Below are 19011 nucleotides of genomic sequence, written 5' to 3'. Positions count from 1 at the left end.
CCGGGTCTACTGGCCGTCGGCCTTCGCCTGGATGGACTTCAGCAGGTCCTCGGGCTTGGCGCCCTGACCCAGCTGGCCGATCTGGCTCTGGATCGCGCCCTGCGCGGCCGACCAGTTCGGGTTGGTGGACGGGTAGAACTTGGCGTTCGGCAGCAGGTCGAGGAACGGCTTGATGGTCTCGTCCGAGCCCATCACGTCCGCGCCGGACTTGGTGGTGGGCAGGAAGCCCTCCGCCTTGACCCACTTCGTGTAGACGTCCTTCGAGTAGAAGTAGTCGAGGAACTTCTTGATCGACTCCGTCTTGTCCGTCTTGTTCTTGAACGCCATCAGGTGGTCTGCGACGCCCAGCGTGAACGGCGAGCCGTCCTTGGTCGGGATCGGCGCGATGCCGTACTGCAGCGACGGGTTCTTGTCCTTGAGCTGGCCGACTGTCGGCGGGAGGCCGACCTGCATGCCGAGCTGGCCCTGGATGAAGACGTTGAGCAGCGGCGTCCGGTTGGTCGAGCCGGGGTTCGGCTCGGTGTAGCCCTGGTCGATGATCTTCTGCATCTCCGTCGCGCCCTCGACGTTCTCGGGGCTGTCGATGGTCAGCTTCTTGGCGTCGCCGTAGCCGCCGCCCGCTCCGTAGAACCAGATCGCGGTCTCGGCCTGCGCCTCCTCGCTGCCGAGCGGCATGCCGTAGGCGGTGACGCCGGCGGCCTTCAGCTTGGCCGCGTCCTCTTCGAACTCGGCCCACGTCTTCGGCGGAGCCGAGATGCCGGCCTTGGCGAAGTCGTCCTTGTTGTAGAACAGCGCACGGGCCGACGCGATGAACGGGAGGCCGTACTGCGTGCCGTCGATGCTGGCGTTCTTCTTGAAGGCGTCCTGGAAGTCGTTCAGCGTGGACGCCGAGACGATGTCCTTCGCCGGGTAGAGCAGGTCGTCGGAGGCGAAACCGGCGAACGCGTCGATGTTCAGGATGTCGGGCTGCTTCTGGGCCTGGATGCGCGTCTTGATGACGTTGTTGATGTCGGTCCAGGACTCGACGTCGAGGTTGACCTTGATGTCGCTGTTCTTGGCCTCGAAGTCCTTGATGATCTGCTGCCACTCGGCCTTGGTGTTGTCCGAGTAGCTCGCCACCATCAGGTCGAGCGATTGCGCGCCGCCGGACGAGCCTCCGGACCCGCCGCTGAAGCCGCACGAGGCGAGCGTCATGGTGGCGACCGCCGCGGTTGCGACCGCCGCTCCCCACCGCAGTGACTTCTTCATTGCTTCCTCACTTCTCGAAGGGAAAAACACGAACCGTCACTGCTGTTGGTGCCTGCGCGACGGTGCGTAGCTGTTTGATGCTTAGTGATTTGTTTCTGCTCGAAACAAGCACTTGCACTCAATGGATGATCGAAATCATGTCGTGTCGCCACGCTCCCGTCAAGGAGCAGACCGCAGATCGTTACACGGCGTTTACACCGGGACCCAGATCCCTGTACATAGGCGACGGAAACGATTGAACATGATCACTGGACACAACGTTCGATCATCAGCGATCATTGTGACCAGCACATCGAGCAGACGAATCGACAGGAGCGATCAGTGACGCACGCATCCACCGCAGGAGCCCACATGGAGGCCGAGCTGCGCTCGCAGCCCGAGACCTGGGCCACCGCGGCCGGGCTCCGCGAGGAGCAGTCGCTGCTCCCCGCATCGGGCGAGCGCATCGCCGTGGTCGGCTGCGGCACCTCGTGGTTCATGGCGCAGGCGTACGCGGCGCTGCGCGAGCGCGCCGGGCACGGGGTGACGGACGCGTTCGCGGCCTCCGAGGCGCCGGTGCTCGACCGCGGCTATGACGCGATCGTGGCGATCACCCGCTCGGGCACGACGACCGAGGTGCTCGAACTGCTCGACGCGCTCCGCAGCTCCGGCAGCAGCGCACGCACGGTCGGCATCGTCGGCGATCCCGAGACTCCGCTGGTCGACCTCGTCGACACCGCGATCCGGCTGCCCTTCGCCGACGAGCAGTCGGTCGTGCAGACGCGGTTCGCGACCACCGCCCTCGCGCTCGTGCGCGCATCCCTCGGCGAAGACCTCACCCCCGTCATCGACCAGGCCGCCGCCGCCATCGAGGAGGAGCTGGACGACGAGCTGATCGCGGCCGAGCAGTACTCGTTCCTCGGCGCCGGATGGACGATCGGACTGGCGCACGAGGCCGCGCTCAAGATGCGCGAGGCCTCGCAGTCGTGGACCGAGTCCTACCCCGCCAAGGAGTACCGTCACGGCCCCATCGCGATCGCCGCACCCGGCCGCGTCACGTGGATGCTGGGCGAGGCGCCGACCGGGCTCGCCGACGATCTGCGGGTCACCGGCGCACACTTCGAGGACCGTCCGATCGACGGGATGGCCGACCTGGTGCGCGCGCAGCGGGTGGCGCTGGCCCGTGCCCGTCGCGCCGGCCTCGATCCCGACAGCCCCCGCAACCTCACGCGATCGGTCATCCTGCCCTCGTGACCGCCGACGCCCTCGCCCCGCAGGCACCGACCGCCGCCCCGCTCGGGAGCGGCGCGCCGGTGCTGGCGTTCGACGTCGGCGGGACCGACACCAAGGCGGCGCTGGTGGATGCGGACGGCCGGCTGGTGCGCGTGCTGCGCATCCCCACCCCGCATGCCGGGGAGGCCACCGGTGACGCCGTCGTCGACGCGATCGCCGGTCTCGCCGCACGCTTCGCCGCCGAGAATCCGGACGTCGTGCCGCAGGCCGCGGGTCTGCTCGTCCCCGGTCACGTAGACGACGCCGCGGGCGTCGGGGTGTTCGCCGAGAACCTGGGCTGGCACGACTTCCCGTTCCGCGACCGCGCCGAGCAGGCGCTCGGCCTGCCGGTCTCGTTCAGCCACGACGTTCGCGGCGCCGGGGAGGCGGAGCACCGGCTGGGTGCCGCGGCGCCCTACCGCGACGTCGTCGTGATGGCGATCGGCACCGGCATCGCCGGGGCCGTCTTCGTCGACGGCCGCCTGTACACCGGTGGCGGCATGGCCGGCGAGATGGGCCACTCGCGGGTCGCCGACGGACCGGTCTGCGCCTGCGGCGGCATCGGCTGTCTTGAAGCGGTCGCGTCGGCGGCGGCGATCGCGCGGCGGTACAACGCGGCGGCCGGGGAGGACGTGCCCGGGGCGCGCGAGGTCCTGGAGCGCGCGCAGCACGGGGATGCGGTGGCCCAGCGGGTCTGGGAGTCCGCGCTCGACGCCCTGGCGCTGGACCTGTCGCACACCGTCGCCCTGCTCGCGCCGGAGGCGATCGTGATCGGCGGCGGGCTGGCGCAGGCCGGCCCCGCGCTGTTCGAGCCTCTCGCGGCGAAGCTCGACGGCATCCTGACCTTCCATCGCCGGCCGGTGCTGCTGCCGGCGAGCATCGGCGAGAACGCGGGAGTGATCGGCGCGGCCCTGCGGGCGCGCGACCTGCTCGTGGCGGCGCCGGCTCCGGAGCCGGCCTCGTGATCCTGACCGTCACGCCGAATCCGGCGCTCGACCTCACCTACCGACTGACCGCGCTGGTGCCGGGCGAGACCCACCGCGCTGCTCCGCCCGCCGTGCGCGCGGGCGGCAAGGGCCTCAACGTGGCGCGCGTGATCGCGCAGACCGGGGGCGCCGCCTTCGCGCTGACGACCGCCGGGGGTGCGCCGGGCGTGCGCCTCGCCGACGAGCTGGAGGCGTCACAGCTGCCGTCCGAGCTGCTGCCCGTCGCGTCTCCGACCCGGACGAGCATCGCGCTGGTGGACGAGTCCGCGGGAGAGACCACCGTCGTGAACGAGACCGGTGGTCCGCTCACCGACGCCGAGTGGACCGCGCTGCGGGATGCGACCCGGCGGCTGGCCGTGCCCGCCACCGCGATCGTCGGGTCCGGCAGCCTGCCGCCGGACGCGCCCGACGACGTCTACGCCGACCTGGTCGCCGTCGCCGCGGACCGCGGGGTGCCGAGCGTCATGGACGCGATCGGGCGCGCGCTCATCCTGGCCGCCGAGGCCGGCGCCGACGTCGTGAAGCCCAACCGGCGCGAACTGGCCGAGACCACCGGCGACGACGACCCGGTGGCCGGTGCGCGCATCCTTCTCGACGCGGGCGCCGGGCTCGTGCTCGTCTCCCTCGGCGCCGACGGGATGCTCGCCGTGCCCCGCGCGGGAGAACCGCTGCATGCGCGCCTCCCCCAGCCGCTCACCGGCAATGCGACCGGGGCCGGCGATGCGGCCGTCGCCGCGGTGGCCACCCTGCTCGCCTCCGGGACCGACGACCCCGAGCGGCTGCTGCGCCGCGCGACCGCCTGGTCGGCCGCCGCCGTGCTCGCCCCGCTCGCCGGAGAGCTGCATCCCTCCTACCCGGAGTTCGAGGCGCGCCTCGTGACCACCTGACCGCCTCCCCGTCCACCGTCCTGGAGCCGCCATGCCCCTCGTCCCCACCGCCGACCTGCTGCACGCAGCGGTCGGCCACCGCACCGGTCTCGCGGCGTTCAACGTCGTGCTGCTGGAGACCGCGGAGGCGCTCGTCGACGCCGCCGAGGAGACCGGGCTGCCCGTCATCCTGCAGATCTCGCAGAACTGCGTCGCCTACCACGGCGCCATGGAGCCGATCGCGGAGGCGACCCTCGCGCTGGCGCACCGGTCGAGCGCGCACGTCGCCGTGCACCTCGACCACGCCGAGGACGCGCAGCTCGCCCGCCGTGCGGTCGAGCTGGGCTTCGGCTCGGTGATGTTCGACGGCTCCGCGCTCGACTACGAGCACAATGTGGCCGCGACCGTGGCCGTCGTCGAGTACGCCCACGCGCACGACGTGCTGGTGGAGGCGGAGCTCGGCGAGATCGGCGGAAAGGACGGCGCGCACGCACCCGGCGTGCGCACCGACCCGGACGAAGCGCGCCGGTTCGCCGAAGAGACCGGCGTCGACGCCCTCGCCGTGGCCGTCGGGAGCTCGCACGCGATGACCGAGCGCACGGCGGCGCTCGACCTCGAGCTCATCGGGCGTCTGCGACACGCCGTGCCGGTTCCGCTGGTGCTGCACGGCTCCAGCGGGGTGGCGGATGAGACGATCGAGCAGGCGATCCGCGCAGGGATCACCAAGGTCAACGTCTCCACCCACCTCAACCGGTTCTTCACCGATGCGATCCGGTCGCACCTCGGCGCGCATCCCGAGACGGTGGACCCGCGGAAGTACGTGCGGGAGGGACGGGCCGCGGTGACCGCCGAGGCGGCACGCCTGATGACCCTGTTCGACGTCGACGGCGCGGGCGGGACCGGCGGAACGGAGACGGTGCACCGATGAACAGAGCGGAACGGCTGAACGCCGTGCTCGACCTGCTGGCCGAGGCCGGCCAGGTCGAGGTCGACGACATCGTCGCCAAGCTGGACGTCTCGGCGGCCACGGCACGCCGCGACCTGGACGCGCTGGCGTCGCAGCAGCTGCTCACCCGCACCCGCGGCGGGGCGATCGGGCAGTCGGTCGCCTACGACCTGCCGATCCGCTACAAGCGCGAGCAGCACGCCCCCGAGAAGCTGCGGATCGCACAGGCGGCGAGCGCGCTGGTGCCACGCGGCGCGGTCGTCGGGCTGTGCGGCGGGACGACCAGCACGGCCGTCGCGACCGTGCTGAGCTCGCGGCCCGACCTCATGGAACCGTCGCCGCATCCCAGCCTCACCGTCGTCACCAACGCGATCAATATCGCGGCCCAGCTGGTCATGCGGCCGCAGATCAAGACGGTCGTGACCGGCGGCGTGGTGCACGCGCGTTCGTACGAGCTCGTCGGGCCCTACAGCGACGTGGTGCTGGAGAAGATCACGATGGACATCGCCTTCATCGGCGTGAACGGCATCGACCCGCTGGTCGGCGCGACAGTGCACGACGAGGGCGAGGCGAGCGTCAACTCGCTGATGGCGCGTCGCGCGACCCGGGCCGTCGTGGTGGCCGACTCGTCCAAGATCGGGCGCAAGGCGTTCGCCACCCTCGGCGGCCCGAAGCTGCTGACCACGCTGATCACCGACGACGGCATCACCGACGAACAGCGCACTGCGTTCGTCGAGCAGGGCTTCGAGGTGATCGTCGCGTGAGCGGCGACCACGTCATCCACTCGGCACGGCTGGTCGGCGGCGGGACCGTCGTCGACGACGGCTGGGTGCGGTTCGCCGGCGGCACGATCGCCGCGACAGGGACCGGTGATTCCTGGCGGGGGTCGCCCGCGACGACGGTGACGGATGCCGCCGGCGCGTGGCTCACGCCCGGCTTCGTCGACATCCACGTCCACGGCGGAGGCGGTGAGAGCTTCGACGACGGCGCCGAGCACATCGCGCGGGCGCTCGACCTGCACCGGCGGCACGGGACCACCCGCTCGGTGATCTCGCTCGTCACCGCGCCGGTCGCCTCGCTCGCGGAGCGGCTGCGCGAGGTGGCGGCGCTCACCGCGGCCGACCCGCGCGTCCTCGGCGCACACCTGGAGGGGCCGTTCCTCGACGTCGGGCACAAGGGCGCGCACGACCCCGTGCTGCTGCGCCCGGCGACCGCCGCCGACATCGAGACGCTGCTCGACGCGGCGGGCGGCACGCTGCGGCAGATCACGCTGGCGCCCGAGCTGCCCGGAGGGATGGACGCGGTCCGCGCGTTCGCGGCGGCGGGCGTCGCCGTCGCGGTCGGCCACACGGACGCGGACTACGACCGGACGCTCGCGGCCTTCGACGCCGGGGCGAGCATCCTGACCCACGCCTTCAACGCCATGCCGGGCCTCCACCACCGCGCGCCCGGACCCGTCGCGGCCGCCGCACGCACGCCGGGCGTGACGCTCGAGATCGTCAACGACGGCGTGCACGTCCATCCCGAGATCGTCCGGATGGCGTTCGCGAGCGCGCCCGGCCGGATGGCGCTCGTCACCGACGCCATGGCCGCCGCCGGCTCCGACGACGGCGACTACCTGCTCGGATCGCTGCAGGTCGAGGTGCGCGGCGGGATCGCCCGGCTCGCGGGCGGCGGCTCCATCGCGGGGTCGACGCTCACCCTCGACGACGCGCTGCGGCGCGCGGTGCAGGAGGTGGGCATCCCCATCGTGGATGCCGTGCGCGCCGTGAGCGAGACGCCCGCCGCGGCGATCGGGCGCGGGCACGACCTCGGACGGCTGCGCGCCGGCTACGCCGCCGACGCCGTGCTGCTCGACGGCGACCTGCGCGTGCGGCAGGTGTGGTCGGCGGGCGAGCCCGTCCTCCCCTGACGCGCCGGGCGCGCTACGCGCGGGACAGGCGCGGGACGAGCAGGACCAGCACGATGGACACGACCAGCAGTCCGACGTAGCACCACGGCAGCAGCATCAGCCCTCCGAGGTCGAAGATCAGCGCCCCGACCAGGGCTCCGCCGCCGATGCCGATGTTGAACGAGGTCGTGTAGAGCGCGCTCGCGGTGTCGCGGAACGCCGGGGACGACGTGTGCAGCATCCGGGTCTGCAGCAGCGGCGGCAGCGCGCCGAACGCGAGCCCCCACAGCAGGAAGGCGATCAGCGCGGCGACGATCTGTCCGGCCACCAGCGCGAGGACGGCCACGGCGACGCCGGTCACCGCGAGCGCGAGGATGAGGCCGAGCTGCGGGCGCGGCCCCAGCACGGAGCCCGCGAGCAGCAGGCCGCCGGCGCCGGCGATGCCGTAGAGGAACAGCAGCGCCCCGACGTTGCCCGAAGGGACGCCCATCGGTCCGGTCAGGAACGGCACCACGAACGTGTAGAAGGCGTAGTGGCCGACCATGGTCACCGCGGCGATGGCGCAGACCATGATCACGGCGGGGACGGTGCGGTCGCGCGGCCGGGGAACGGTGCGGTCGCGACGGGTGCGGCGGGCGCCGTCCGAGTCGCGCTCCACCGCGGGCAGCAGCTTCCAGATCACCAGCGCGCCCACCATCATCAGGCCGGCGAGGATGGCGAACGACAGCCGCCAGCCGAACAGGTGACCCGCGAACGTCCCGAGCGGGACGCCGAACACGAAGGCGAGCGTCCCGCCGCCCAGGGTGATCGAGACGGCACGGCCGATCTGGTCCTTCGGCACGAGGTGGCCGGCGTAGGCGCCGACGATCGACCAGAACATCCCGTGCGCGACCCCGCCGAGGATGCGCGACCCGACGACGAAGCCGTAGTCGGGTGCGATCGCGGTGAGCGCGTTGGAGACGCCCAGCACGACCAGGATGCCGATCAGCAGGCCGTGCCGCGGCCAGCGCCGCGTGAGCGCGGTCAGCGGGGTGCTCGTGACCACGACCGTGAACGCGAATACGGTCACGAGGAGGCCGACCTGCGCCTCGCTCACCCCGAGGGAGGCGCTCATGTCCGGCAGCAGCCCGGTCGGGATCATCTCGCTGGTGACGGAGAGGAAGGTGGCGGAGGCGAGAGCGATCAGCCCCACCCAGGGGAATTTCGGCGCGGTGCGCGCCGGGGTCGTCGAAGTGGCAGTCATACGGATCTGTCCAACGTGGCGTTCCCCGGCCATCCGCCGCGATGCGCGGGCCACGGTCCGTTGCGGTACCGGGAGGGATGGCGGGTCGACTACGCGCCGATGTGCGCGCCCAGGGCCGTGCGGGAACCGCCGACCAGAAACGATTCTACCGGAGCTCGTCCAGGATGCGACTGCTGTCCGAGATCTCGATCAGCGGGGCGTACAGCGCCATCGCATCCAGGGCCCGCTGGTGGTCGGCGTCGGACAGGCCGGCGCACGCGTCCGCGGCGACCCGGATGCGGACCCCCGCGTCCGCGGCGCCGAGAGCCGTGCTGAGCACGCAGCAGTCGGTGGAGACGCCGGCGAGCACCACATCCTGAGACCCGCCGAGCGCCGCGCGCAGGTCGGCGCCCCACTTGCCGAACGTGGTCTCGGTGACCACCGGGTGCCCGGTGTCGCGGAAGGCGAGCACCAGGTCGTAGATCGGATCGTCCTCGGGCATCAGCGCGAACGGCCACTGCTCGTAGTAGGGCACCCACGCGCCCTCGGGCCGCTCCGGCGCGACGAAGCGGGTGAAGATGACGCGGTCGCCGAACGCCGGCACCATCCCGGCGATGACCGCCTCCGCCTCGGAGAACTTGGGGGTGAACCACGGACTGGCGGGGTCGCCGAAGACCTGTTGCATGTCGACGACGACGAGGGTGGGTCCGCCTGCGTCGGTCACCGCTCCTCCTGGCGGCGCACGGCGGCCCGCGAGAACAGCAGTGTGCCGAGGTAGCCGATCACCAGCGCGACGAGCACGCCCAGGTTCGCGTACGCCCAGTCGCCCTGCGTGCCGCCGATCGGGCCGAGCAGGTAGCCCTGCCATGCCAGCCACGACGCGGAGCCGTTCGTCACCAGGCCCCACCCGATCGCGGTGCCGATGACGATGAGCGCGATGGGGAGCCAGCGGACAGCGCCGTAGCGGCCGCGCCGGTCGTACAGGTCCGCCTCCGCGTAGTCGCGGCGGCGGAGCTGGATGTCGGCGACGAAGATGCCGCACCAGGCGGCGATCGGCACCCCGAGGGTGATCAGGAAGCCCTGGAACGGGCCGAGGAAGTCGGTCGCGAAGAACACCACGTAGATGGCGCCGGCGCTCATGATGACGCCGTCGATGCCGGCGGCGACGTACCGGGGCACCCGGACGCCGACGCTGAGCAGCGCCAGCCCGGACGAGTAGATGTCGAGCACCGCGCCGCCGACGAGCCCCAGCACGGCGACGATGACGAACGGCACCAGGAACCAGGTCGGCAGCAGGGAGGCGAGCGCGCCGATCGGGTCGGCGGCGATCGCCTCGCTCAGCTTCGACGACGACCCGGCGAGCAGGATGCCGAAGATCAGCAGGATGACCGGGGCGAGCGACGAGCCGAAGGTCGTCCATCCCACCACTCCCCCGCTGCGGGCGCTGCGGGGCAGGTAGCGGGAGTAGTCGGCGGCCGCGTTCACCCAGCCCAGGCCGAAGCCGGTGAGCATGAACACGAAACCGCCGATGACGTGGGGCGCGTCACCGGCCGGCAGGGCCGCGACGGCGCCGAGGTCGATGTGGTTGAGGACCAGCAGGATGTAGACCACGGTCAGCGCGCCGGTCACGATGGTGATGACCATCTGCATGCGCATGATCAGGTGGAAGCCGACCACGCCGCCGACGATCACCAGCGCGACCACGACGATCAGGGCGACCAGCTTGGTCACCCAGCCGCCCTCCCAGCCGAGCTGCTGGAACACGGTCGCGGTGGCGAGCGCCGCCAGCGACACGAGAACCGTCTCCCACCCGACCGTCAGCAGCCAGGAGAGGAACGACGGGACGCGGTTGCCCTCCACCCCGAACACCGCGCGGCTCAGCACCATGGTGGGCGCCGACCCGCGCTTGCCGGCCAGGGCGATGACCCCGCACAGCAGGAACGAGGCGACGATGCCGACCACGCCGACGATGGTCGCCTGCCAGAACGAGATGCCGAACCCGAGCAGGAACGACCCATAGCTCAGGCCGAAGACGGACACGTTCGCGCCGAACCACGGCCAGAACAGGTCGCGGGGACGTCCGTGCCGCTCGTCCTCGTGGATGGTGTTGAGCCCGTTGAGCTCGACGTCGAAGGCGGATGCCGCGCCCGTACGGGTGTCGGGCGCATCCTCACCGGTGCTGGTCATGCACCGATCGTGGTGCACGGGGGGCGGCACGTCAACAGCGGCACGCGTCAGCCCGACCACGGGTTCAGCACCGGGATGCCGACATCCGCGAAGTCCTTGTCGCGCGTCGCGATGGCATCCGCCTCAGTGGCGATCGCCGTTGCGGCGATCATGGCGTCCGCGAGAGCGATCGGCCGCCCTGCCGCCGATCGGAGAGAGGTGATGCTGGCGCACTCTGCCGCGGCGACCGTATCGAACGCGAGGGTCCTTCGGTGATATCGCGCCAGGATCTCCAGGATGACCTCGGCCTTCGTCTCCGCGTCTGCCGTGTGGTCCATCCGGTTCGCCCCGATCAGCATCTCGGCGACGGTCACGGCCGTGATGTAGAGGTCGGTCTGACGTACCCGCTCGAACCAGCGGATCACTCGCGGATCCGGTCGACGCTTCGCAAGCTCCGACAGGACGTTCGTGTCGACGACGATCATTCCTGCATCGCCTCGACGCGGTTGCGGATGAACTGCACGAAACCGAGCTTCCGTACGCCCGGCCTCGGGTCGACCGGCTCACCGACCGCCGCCTGCCCGATGATGTACTCCAGCTCGTCCTCGACCGTGCGGCGCGAACTCGCGGCCAGCCGCTCGATCACCTCGTACATGTCCTCATCGATCCCGACCGTCACCATGACCTGCTTCATCACCATGCGCCTCCTAATGCAGACATATTTTGGATATCAGCCAAGGCTATCACGCCGACCGCTACCCTGATCTGGTGACCGACTCCACCGCCTCCAACCACTGGGTGCTCACGTTCAGCTGCGCCGACCGCCCCGGGATCGTGCATGCCGTCAGCGGCGCGATCGTCGCCGCGCGCGGCAACATCACCGAGAGCCAGCAGTTCGCGAGCACCGACACCGGCCGGTTCTTCATGCGCCTGCAGGTCGAGTCGGAGGCCGGGCGGGACGAGTTCGAGCAGGCGCTGGCTCCGGTGGTCGAGCGGTTCGGGATGACGCACCGCGTCGACAACGTCGGGCGGCCGCTGCGCACGCTCGTGCTGGTGTCGAAGGCGGCGCACTGCCTCAACGACCTGCTGTTCCGCCAGCGGGCCGGCCAGCTGCCGGTCGAGATCCCGCTGGTGCTGTCCAACCACGACACGCTGAGCGACCTGGCCGGCTTCTACGGGGTGCCGTTCGAGGCGCAGGCGGTGCACGGTCCGGACTCCAAGGCGGCGTTCGAGGCGCGCATCCTGGAGGCGGTCGAGGAGCACGACATCGAGCTGGTCGTGCTCGCCCGGTACATGCAGATCCTGTCGCCGGAGCTGTGCGAGCGCCTCGCCGGACGCGCGATCAACATCCACCACTCCTTCCTCCCCGGCTTCAAGGGCGCGAACCCGTACCGCCAGGCGCACGCGCGCGGCGTGAAGCTCATCGGCGCCACCGCCCACTTCGTCACCAGCGACCTGGACGAGGGGCCGATCATCGAGCAGAACGTCGTGCGGGTCGACCACACCCAGTCGGTGCAGGAGCTCGTGGCGATCGGGCAGGACGAGGAGAGCCGCACGCTGACGCAGGCCGTGAAGTGGTTCGCCGAGGACCGCGTGCTGCTCGACGGCGCCCGTACCATCATCTTCCGCTGACGCCCGCGGCTAGACTGGTCCGGTGACTTCCGCCCCCGATCAGCAGGCCTCCTTCAAGCTGGGCGTCAACGACGTCGTGCGCTTCCTGCTCGAGCTGTTCGCGATCGTCTCGCTGGCCATCTGGGGCTTCGTCGCGTGGCCGCTGCCCTGGAACATCGTCGTCGGGATCGGCGCACCCGTCGTCGCGATCCTGCTCTGGGCGCTGTTCCGGTCGCCGCGCGCCGTGCTTCACGTGGACGCGTTCGTGAAGGCCATCGTCGAGGTCGTCGTCATGGCGTCCGCCGCGTTCGCCTGGTGGGACCTCGGCCAGCCGGTCGTCGCGATCGTCTTCGCGGTCGTCGCGACGGTGAGCGGGGTCATCAACGGCCGGCGCGAGTTCGCATGAGCCGCCTCGTCGTCCACAGCGCCCGCAAAGTGGATGCGGACGGGCAGGTCGACGACTTCTGGCTCGTCGCCGACGGGGCGCGGATCACCGCGACCGGGACCGGGATCGGCTGGCGTGAAGCGGCCTCCGAGGGCGCGACGGTCGTCGACGCCGAAGGCCACTGGCTGACCCCGGGCTTCATCGACCTGCACTGCCACGGCGGCGGAGGGCATCCGTACGACGACGGCATCGACGACCTGCGCGCCGCGCTGGCGACGCACCGCGCGCACGGCACCACCCGCTCCCTCATCTCGCACGTCGCGAATCCGCTCCCCGCGCTCCGCGAGACCCTCGCGATCGTCGCCGACCTGACCGCATCCGACCCCTTGGTGCTCGGCTCGCACCTCGAGGGCCCGTTCCTCGCCCCCGAGCGGCGCGGCGCGCACGACGCGCGGTACCTGCTCGACCCGGAGCCGGAGACCGTGGAGGCGCTGATCGGCGCCGCGCGCGGAACCCTCCGCACCGCGACCATCGCCCCCGAGCTGCCGAACGCGCTGGAGTCGATCGGCGTGCTGATCGAGGCCGGCGTGGTGGTCGGCGTCGGGCACACGACCGCGGACTACGCGCAGGCCGCCCGCGCGTTCGAGGTGGGCGCCCGGCTGCTGACGCACGCGTTCAACGCGATGCCCGGCATCCACCACCGCGCCCCCGGCCCCGTGATGGCGGCCATCGAGAACCGCGATGTGACGCTGGAGCTGATCCTCGACGGGCTGCACGTGCATCCCTCGGTCGCCGGACTGCTGTTCCGGGAGGCGCCCGGCCGCGTCGCCCTCGTGACCGATGCGATGGCTGCCGCCGGTGCGACCGATGGGAACTACCACCTCGGCGGGCTCAACGTGACGGTGCACGACGGCCTCGCGGTGCTGTCCGGCACGGACACGATCGCCGGTTCGACGCTCACCCAGGACGTCGCCCTGCGCAACGCCGTCACCCGCGCCGGCGTCGACCCGGTCGCCGCGGTCACCGCCCTCACGCGCACCCCGGCGCACGTGCTGGGCGAAGAGCACCGGCTGGGCCGCCTGCACACGGGCTACGTCGCCGACGCGGTGCTGCTCGACCACGACTGGCGCGTGCGCTCGGTCGTCGCCGACGGCGCCGTCCTCCCCCGCTGAGCCCGGGGCGCCGCTTCGCGCGGCGCAGGCGCGCTACAGCGTCTGCCAGGACGGCTTGTTCGCGTAGGCGTACCGGTAGTAGTCGATGTTGCGGAGGCGGGAGGCGGCGGCCTCGTCGACGAGCACGGTGACGTGCGGGTGCAGCTGGATGGCCGAGCCCGGGTTGGATGCGGACACCGGCCCCTCGACGGCGCCCGCCAGCGCCTCCGCCTTGCCCTCGCCGAACGCGAGCAGCATCAGGTGGCGCGCCTTGAGAATGGTCGACAGGCCCTGCGTGATGCAGTGCATCGGGACGTCGTCCTCCGATGCGAAGAAGCGCGCGTTGTCCTTGCGGGTCTGCTCGGTCAGCGTCTTCACGCGGGTGATCGACGCGAACGACGACCCCGGCTCGTTGAAGCCGATGTGCCCGTCCGTGCCGATGCCGAGCAGCTGCACATCCACGCCGCCCGACTCCGCGATGGCCCGCTCGTAGTCGGCGCCCGCATGCTCGATGCCGTCGAGCGAGCCGTTCGGCACGTGGATGAGCGACGGCGTGAGCCCGAGCGGCTCGACCACCTCGCGGGTGATGACGGCGCGGTACGACTCGGGGTGACCGGCGGGCAGGCCCACGTACTCGTCGAGCGCGTAGCCGCGGACGTGGGATACATCCACACCGCGCTCCCGGATGCCGCGCTCCAGCGCCCGGTACACGGCCAGCGGGGTGGATCCGGTGGCCAGCCCCAGCACCGTGTCGGGCTTGGCGGCGATCAGGTCCAGGATGCTGCGCGCGGCGAGGTCGCCCGCGGCGTCCTGGTCGCGGACGACGACGATTTCGGCCATCAGTTCTCTCCTACGAGTGCCGCACCGAGGGCGGCGACGGGGCTTCCTTCGGGAACGAGGCGCACCCTCCCGGGCAGGTCGAGCGACGCCAGGAACGGCGACGTGCGCTCCCAGTCGTGCAGCACCTCGTGGACCTCGCCGAGCAGGCGCTCCCCCAGGTGGCTCAGTCCGCCCCCGATCACCACGGTGGCGGGGTCGACGGTGAGCACGAGGACGCGCACCGCGGCGGCGATGCCCACCGCCAGCCTAGCGGCGATGGCCCGCGCGGCGGGGTCGCCGCCCTCCGAGGCGGCGTAGAGCGCGCGCACCGGGAACGGGTCGTCGGTCGGCCACTGCCGGGCGATGCCGGAGCCGCTGGCGAGCGTCTCCAGGCAGCCGCGCTGGCCGCATGCGCACAGCGGCCCCTCCGGGTCGACGGGCAGATGTCCGATCTCGCCGGCGATGCCGGTGCTGCCGCGCCACAGGCGTCCGTCGACGACGATGCCCGCGGCCATCCCGGTGCCCAGGTTGAGGAACGCGACCGTCCCGGTGAGGCCGAGCAGGTGCGACGCGCCGAGAGCCGCGGCCTTGACGTCGTTCTCGACGCGGACGCCGACGCCGAGGCGCCCCGCGAGCATCCCTCCGAGCTCCAGTCGGTCGAGCCCGAGGTTGACGGCGTGGGCGACATGGCCGGACGTGGCATCCACCATCCCGGGGATGCCGACCCCGATCGACTGGAACCCGCCGGGCGCGAGGCCGGTCAGCTCGCCGAGCCGCGACACCGCGGCGACGGCGGTCTCCACGACGGCCGCATGTCCGAAGCCGGTGGGGAGGCGGATGCGTTCCGCGAGCGCGCCGGACTCGTCGACGGCGACCGCGTCCGTCTTGGTGCCGCCGATGTCGATGCCGAGTCTCACGACCCGCGCCCGAGCAGCGAGAGCAGGGCACGCCCGACCAGGCGCGAGGCGCCGAACGTGGCGATGTCGGCGTAGGCGCGGTCGTCGCTGGGCCAGCCCATGTCGACCACGAGCACCTCGTCGCGTTCGGCGCGGAGCCGGTCGATCGCGGCGCGCGCGAACGCGTGCCGGTGGTTGTCCTTGCCGATCACCAGCACCGGCGACTGCGCCGCCAGTACGAGGTCGGGATGGTCGCCCTCGGTGAAGAGCACCGTCGGATTCGCGGCGAACGCGGCCGCCTCGGGATCCGCCGGGCCGGCCTCCAGCACGGAGAACGGCCCCCACGGGGCGCTCCCGACGGCGATGTTCGCGACCGTGTCGATGCGCACCACGGAGAACCGGCCGCCGCCGTGCCGACGCAGCCACTCCCGCGCGTGCGGGCTCACGTCGAAGGCGCGCTCCGCCGCCTCCGCATCCTCGCGCTCCAGCGCCTCCGCCCGCTCGACCCCCTCCGCCCCCTCCGTCGAGTCCGCAAAAAGTGCACGCGACACGCCGCCGGAGCGTGCACTTTTCGTGTACTCGACGGTGGGGTCGGGCGCAACGGATGCGGCGGATGCGGCGAGCGCGCGCACGCGGGCGGAGGCGTCGGCGACGCGCGACGGCGCGAGGCGGCCGGCGGCGACGGCCGCGGCGATGGCGTTCTCGATCGCGGCGAGCTGCGCGTCCGTGTTCTCCGTGCCGATGCACAGCAGGTCGCAGCCGGCGGCGAGCGCGAGCACCGCCGCCTCCGGGATGCCGCGGTCGCCGCTGGCGCCGTGCATGTCGAGGGCGTCGCTGACGACGACGCCGTCGAAACCGAGCTCGCCGCGCAGCATCCCGTGGACGATCGCCGGGCTGAGCGTCGCGGGCAGGACGGCGTCGAGCTGGGGCAGCAGGATGTGGGAGGTCATCACCGCGCGCGCCCCGGCGGCGACGACCGCCCGGAACGGCACCAGTTCCCGCTCGCGCAGCTGCGCCGCCGACAGGTCGACCACCGGCAGCTCCAGGTGCGAGTCCGTCCCGGTGTCACCGTGGCCCGGGAAGTGTTTCGCCGCGACCGCGACGCCCGCCGACTGCAGGCCGCGCGTCCAGGCCGCCCCGTGCTCGGCGACCACCTCCGGGTCCGAGCCGAAGCTGCGCACGCCGATCACCGGGTTGTCCGGGTTGGAGTTGATGTCGATGTCCGGCGCGAAGTCGAGGTTCACGCCGGCCCACCGCAGTTCCTCGCCGACCCGGCGCGCGACCCGCTCCGTGTAGTCCGGGTCGCCCAGCCGGCCGAGGATCGCGTTGCCGGGATACGGCGAGCCGCTCTCGTAGTAGAGCCGCGTGACGTCGCCGCCCTCCTCGTCGATCGCGACGATCGCGTGCGGGTTGGCCTCGTAGATCGCGGACGTGAGGACGCGGAGCTGCTCGGCCGAGGCGATGTTCTGCCCGAACAGGCACACGCCGCCCAGGCCGTCGCGCAGCCGTTCCGCCAGCCAGCCGGGCAGCGTCGTGCCGACGAAGCCGGGCAGCAGCGTCGCGGCGATGCTGCGGCGCAGGTCCGGGTCGGTCAGTGCGGTGTCGGCGACGGAGGCGCCGCTCACCCCTTGACCGCCCCGCTGACGAGGCCGCTGGTCATGCGGCCCTGCACGATGAGGAAGAAGATGATCACCGGCACCGCGACGAGCGTGGATGCCGCCATCACCTGGCCCCAGTCGGTCGCCCGCGAGGCGGACTGCTGCACGAAGCCGCGCAGCCAGAGCGGAAGCGTCGCACTGCTCGACTGCGGCAGGATGACGAGGGCCACCGTGAACTCGTTCCAGGCCTGCAGGAACGCGTAGACGCCGGAGGCGACGAGGCCGGGCGCGAGCAGCGGGAAGGTGATCCGCAGGAACGCCTGCGTGCGGCTGAGACCATCCACCATCGCCGCCTCCTCGAGGTCGGCGGGGATGCCGGCGACGAAGCCGCGCAGCATCCAGATGGTGAACGGCACGACGGCGGCGATGTACAGGATGCTCACGCCGACGACCGTGTTCAGCAGGCCCAGCGTGCCCATCAGCTTGTACTGGGCGATGAACAGCCCCTCGGCGGGGAGCATCTGGATCAGGAGCACCGCCAGCACGAACGAGCGCCGTCCGCGGAACCGGAACCGGCTGATCGCCAGCGCCGCGAGGAACGCGAAGGCGAGGCAGCACACGACCGTGATCAGCGCGACGGCGACGCTCATGCCGAGCGCCGGGAAGAACGTGCCGCCCTGCACGACGGCGGCGAAGTTGTCGAACGAGCCGCCGAACGGCAGCCAGGTCGGCGTGCTGTTCTGCAGGATGACGTTCGGCAGCAGTGACGAGTTCACCATCCAGTACACGGGGAAGACCCAGATCAGGGCCAGCACGATCCCCAGGGCGCCGAGCAGCACGCGCGAGACGCGGATGCGGCGGCGGGAGCGCACGCGGCGCCCGGGCGCGCCGGGCGCGGTGGTGGCGGTGCGGGCGGTCGTCGAGGCGGTCACGATTCGTCCTCCTTCAGCAGGTGGCGCACGTAGAACCAGCTGAGGGCGACCGTGAGCACGAGCACGAAGACGCTGACGGCGCTGGCCATCGCGAAGTCGCTCGAGCCGACGCCGAGCTGGTAGATGTAGGTGCCGAGCAGGTTGGTCTCGCTGGCGATCGAGCCCTTGTCCTGCAGCAGCTTGATCTGCGCGAAGACCCGCAGGTCCCAGATGATCTGCAGCAGCAGCACGATGCCGAGCACGGGCCGGATGATCGGCAGGATGATGTAGCGGAGCCGCTGCCAGCCGCGCGCGCCGTCCATCTGGGCGGCCTCCACGACCTCCGTCGACACCTGCGTCAGCCCGGCGTAGATGGAGAAGGCGACGAACGGGACGCTCATCCAGGTCACGATGACCATCGCCACGAAGAAGAACGACAGCGGGTTCTGCAGCCAGTTGTGGTCCTGGAAGTCGAGGCCCCAGGACGTCAGCACGTAGTTGACGACGCCGCGGCGCCAGTCGAACAGCCAGTTCCAGACGGTCATCGCGGCGACGACCGGCATCGCCCAGGCGAGCAGCAGGGCGACCTGCAGGATGATGCGGACCACGCGGTTCACCGCGTTCATGAGCAGCGCGGTTCCGACGCCGATCACGACCGTGACGGCGGCGGTCACCAGGCAGAAGGCGATCGAGCGGGCCACGACGACCCAGGTGTAGCCGTCCGAGAACAGCGTGATGTAGTTCTCGAACCAGACGAAGTCGGCGGGCTTCCCGAACTGCTGGGCCAGCCCGAAGTGCTGCATGGAGGTGATCAGCTGCCAGACCACCGGGTAGCCGAGGGCGACGAGCAGGATGACGATGGCCGGCAGCAGCAGCGTGTACGGCGTCAGCCTCCCCCGGCGACGGCGCGGGGCGTCCGGTGAGGGCGGGGGCGGCGCGGCGACGGCGATGCGGGTGTCCTCGGTGGCGGTCACGGGCGTCCTCCTTCCGGTGATGTTCAGAGTCTGAGGGCAGAGGCGAGGGCGCGGAAGGGGTGCCTCCGCGCCCTCGCCCCGGTGGGATGG

At 71.7% G+C, this 19011-nt stretch carries 20 protein-coding genes; 9 read left to right on the top strand and 11 right to left on the bottom strand.

Translation table 11 applies throughout. The features are described from left to right. Positions 1-6: 6 nt before the first annotated feature. On the bottom strand, positions 7-1248 hold the full coding sequence (locus ACTJI1_RS03190) for an extracellular solute-binding protein (protein ID WP_310130780.1): 1242 nt from the start codon (positions 1246-1248) through the stop codon (positions 7-9). 351 nt (positions 1249-1599) lie between these two features. Here ACTJI1_RS03190 and ACTJI1_RS03185 point away from each other — a divergent pair, with 351 nt between their 5' ends. From ACTJI1_RS03185 to nagA (ACTJI1_RS03160), 6 genes are read left to right on the top strand one after another with little or no spacing between them, the layout of a single operon-like run. Beyond that, positions 1600-2481, top strand: coding sequence for an SIS domain-containing protein (locus tag ACTJI1_RS03185; protein ID WP_440742172.1), 882 nt, complete (start codon positions 1600-1602; stop codon positions 2479-2481). Next, the gene (locus tag ACTJI1_RS03180) at positions 2478-3464 is read left to right on the top strand and encodes an ROK family protein (protein ID WP_440741514.1); all 987 of its coding nucleotides are present in this window, start codon (positions 2478-2480) and stop codon (positions 3462-3464) included. Before ACTJI1_RS03185 ends, ACTJI1_RS03180 begins: the two co-directional genes overlap by 4 nt. Beyond that, complete coding sequence (locus ACTJI1_RS03175; protein WP_440741513.1) at positions 3461-4372, top strand: 1-phosphofructokinase family hexose kinase; 912 nt, start codon at positions 3461-3463, stop codon at positions 4370-4372. The genes ACTJI1_RS03180 and ACTJI1_RS03175 overlap by 4 nt, the downstream gene beginning before the upstream one ends. Positions 4373-4403: 31 nt before the next feature. Then, positions 4404-5279, top strand: a complete 876-nt coding sequence (locus ACTJI1_RS03170; protein WP_440741512.1) for a class II fructose-bisphosphate aldolase — start codon at positions 4404-4406, stop codon at positions 5277-5279. After that, entirely contained in the window at positions 5276-6061 is a 786-nt protein-coding gene (locus ACTJI1_RS03165) for a DeoR/GlpR family DNA-binding transcription regulator (RefSeq protein WP_310130786.1), read from the top strand. The genes ACTJI1_RS03170 and ACTJI1_RS03165 overlap by 4 nt, the downstream gene beginning before the upstream one ends. Continuing rightward, positions 6058-7209, top strand: coding sequence for an N-acetylglucosamine-6-phosphate deacetylase (nagA, locus tag ACTJI1_RS03160; RefSeq protein WP_440741511.1), 1152 nt, complete (start codon positions 6058-6060; stop codon positions 7207-7209). The genes ACTJI1_RS03165 and nagA (ACTJI1_RS03160) overlap by 4 nt, the downstream gene beginning before the upstream one ends. A 13-nt stretch (positions 7210-7222) precedes the next feature. Here the strand turns inward: nagA (ACTJI1_RS03160) and ACTJI1_RS03155 are convergent, their stop codons facing one another. From ACTJI1_RS03155 to ACTJI1_RS03135, 5 genes are all read right to left on the bottom strand, one after another. Next, positions 7223-8431 carry an MFS transporter gene (locus tag ACTJI1_RS03155; protein WP_440741510.1) on the bottom strand — a complete coding sequence of 403 codons (1209 nt, stop codon included), beginning with the start codon at positions 8429-8431 and terminating at the stop codon, positions 7223-7225. Positions 8432-8576: 145 nt separating this feature from the next. Beyond that, entirely contained in the window at positions 8577-9134 is a 558-nt protein-coding gene (locus ACTJI1_RS03150) for a cysteine hydrolase family protein (protein ID WP_310130793.1), read from the bottom strand. Next, positions 9131-10597 carry a purine-cytosine permease family protein gene (locus ACTJI1_RS03145; RefSeq protein WP_440741509.1) on the bottom strand — a complete coding sequence of 489 codons (1467 nt, stop codon included), beginning with the start codon at positions 10595-10597 and terminating at the stop codon, positions 9131-9133. The genes ACTJI1_RS03150 and ACTJI1_RS03145 overlap by 4 nt, the downstream gene beginning before the upstream one ends. Positions 10598-10644: 47 nt before the next feature. Continuing rightward, positions 10645-11061 (bottom strand): PIN domain-containing protein, encoded by a 417-nt coding sequence (locus ACTJI1_RS03140; RefSeq protein ID WP_440741508.1) that lies wholly within the window; start codon positions 11059-11061, stop codon positions 10645-10647. Beyond that, on the bottom strand, positions 11058-11276 hold the full coding sequence (locus ACTJI1_RS03135; RefSeq protein ID WP_440741507.1) for a hypothetical protein: 219 nt from the start codon (positions 11274-11276) through the stop codon (positions 11058-11060). Before ACTJI1_RS03135 ends, ACTJI1_RS03140 begins: the two co-directional genes overlap by 4 nt. Before the next feature lie 68 nt (positions 11277-11344). Here ACTJI1_RS03135 and purU point away from each other — a divergent pair, with 68 nt between their 5' ends. From purU to nagA (ACTJI1_RS03120), 3 genes are read left to right on the top strand one after another with little or no spacing between them, the layout of a single operon-like run. Beyond that, entirely contained in the window at positions 11345-12208 is an 864-nt protein-coding gene (gene purU, locus ACTJI1_RS03130) for a formyltetrahydrofolate deformylase (protein ID WP_440741506.1), read from the top strand. A 22-nt stretch (positions 12209-12230) separates the two neighbouring features. Continuing rightward, entirely contained in the window at positions 12231-12593 is a 363-nt protein-coding gene (locus ACTJI1_RS03125; RefSeq protein WP_310130800.1) for a YrdB family protein, read from the top strand. After that, complete coding sequence (nagA, locus tag ACTJI1_RS03120; protein WP_440741505.1) at positions 12590-13744, top strand: N-acetylglucosamine-6-phosphate deacetylase; 1155 nt, start codon at positions 12590-12592, stop codon at positions 13742-13744. Before ACTJI1_RS03125 ends, nagA (ACTJI1_RS03120) begins: the two co-directional genes overlap by 4 nt. 33 nt (positions 13745-13777) lie before the next feature. Here the strand turns inward: nagA (ACTJI1_RS03120) and nagB are convergent, their stop codons facing one another. The 5 genes from nagB to ACTJI1_RS03095 are packed head-to-tail and all read right to left on the bottom strand — an operon-like array spanning position 13778 to position 18921. Beyond that, positions 13778-14563 (bottom strand): glucosamine-6-phosphate deaminase, encoded by a 786-nt coding sequence (nagB, locus tag ACTJI1_RS03115; RefSeq protein ID WP_440741504.1) that lies wholly within the window; start codon positions 14561-14563, stop codon positions 13778-13780. Then, positions 14563-15459, bottom strand: coding sequence for an ROK family protein (locus tag ACTJI1_RS03110; RefSeq protein ID WP_440741503.1), 897 nt, complete (start codon positions 15457-15459; stop codon positions 14563-14565). The genes nagB and ACTJI1_RS03110 overlap by 1 nt, the downstream gene beginning before the upstream one ends. Next, on the bottom strand, positions 15456-17063 hold the full coding sequence (locus tag ACTJI1_RS03105) for a glycoside hydrolase family 3 protein (protein WP_440741502.1): 1608 nt from the start codon (positions 17061-17063) through the stop codon (positions 15456-15458). The genes ACTJI1_RS03110 and ACTJI1_RS03105 overlap by 4 nt, the downstream gene beginning before the upstream one ends. Further along, on the bottom strand, positions 17060-17971 hold the full coding sequence (locus tag ACTJI1_RS03100) for a carbohydrate ABC transporter permease (RefSeq protein ID WP_440742171.1): 912 nt from the start codon (positions 17969-17971) through the stop codon (positions 17060-17062). The genes ACTJI1_RS03105 and ACTJI1_RS03100 overlap by 4 nt, the downstream gene beginning before the upstream one ends. After that, positions 17965-18921, bottom strand: coding sequence for a carbohydrate ABC transporter permease (locus ACTJI1_RS03095; protein ID WP_310130808.1), 957 nt, complete (start codon positions 18919-18921; stop codon positions 17965-17967). Before ACTJI1_RS03095 ends, ACTJI1_RS03100 begins: the two co-directional genes overlap by 7 nt. Positions 18922-19011: the final 90 nt, after the last annotated feature.

Origin of the sequence: Leifsonia sp. 22587 (assembly GCF_052044215.1) — a bacterium.
Lineage (GTDB): Bacteria > Actinomycetota > Actinomycetes > Actinomycetales > Microbacteriaceae > Leifsonia > Leifsonia shinshuensis_C.
Note: the sequence above shows the minus strand (reverse complement) of the source record. Positions and strands in the feature narration are given on the sequence as shown.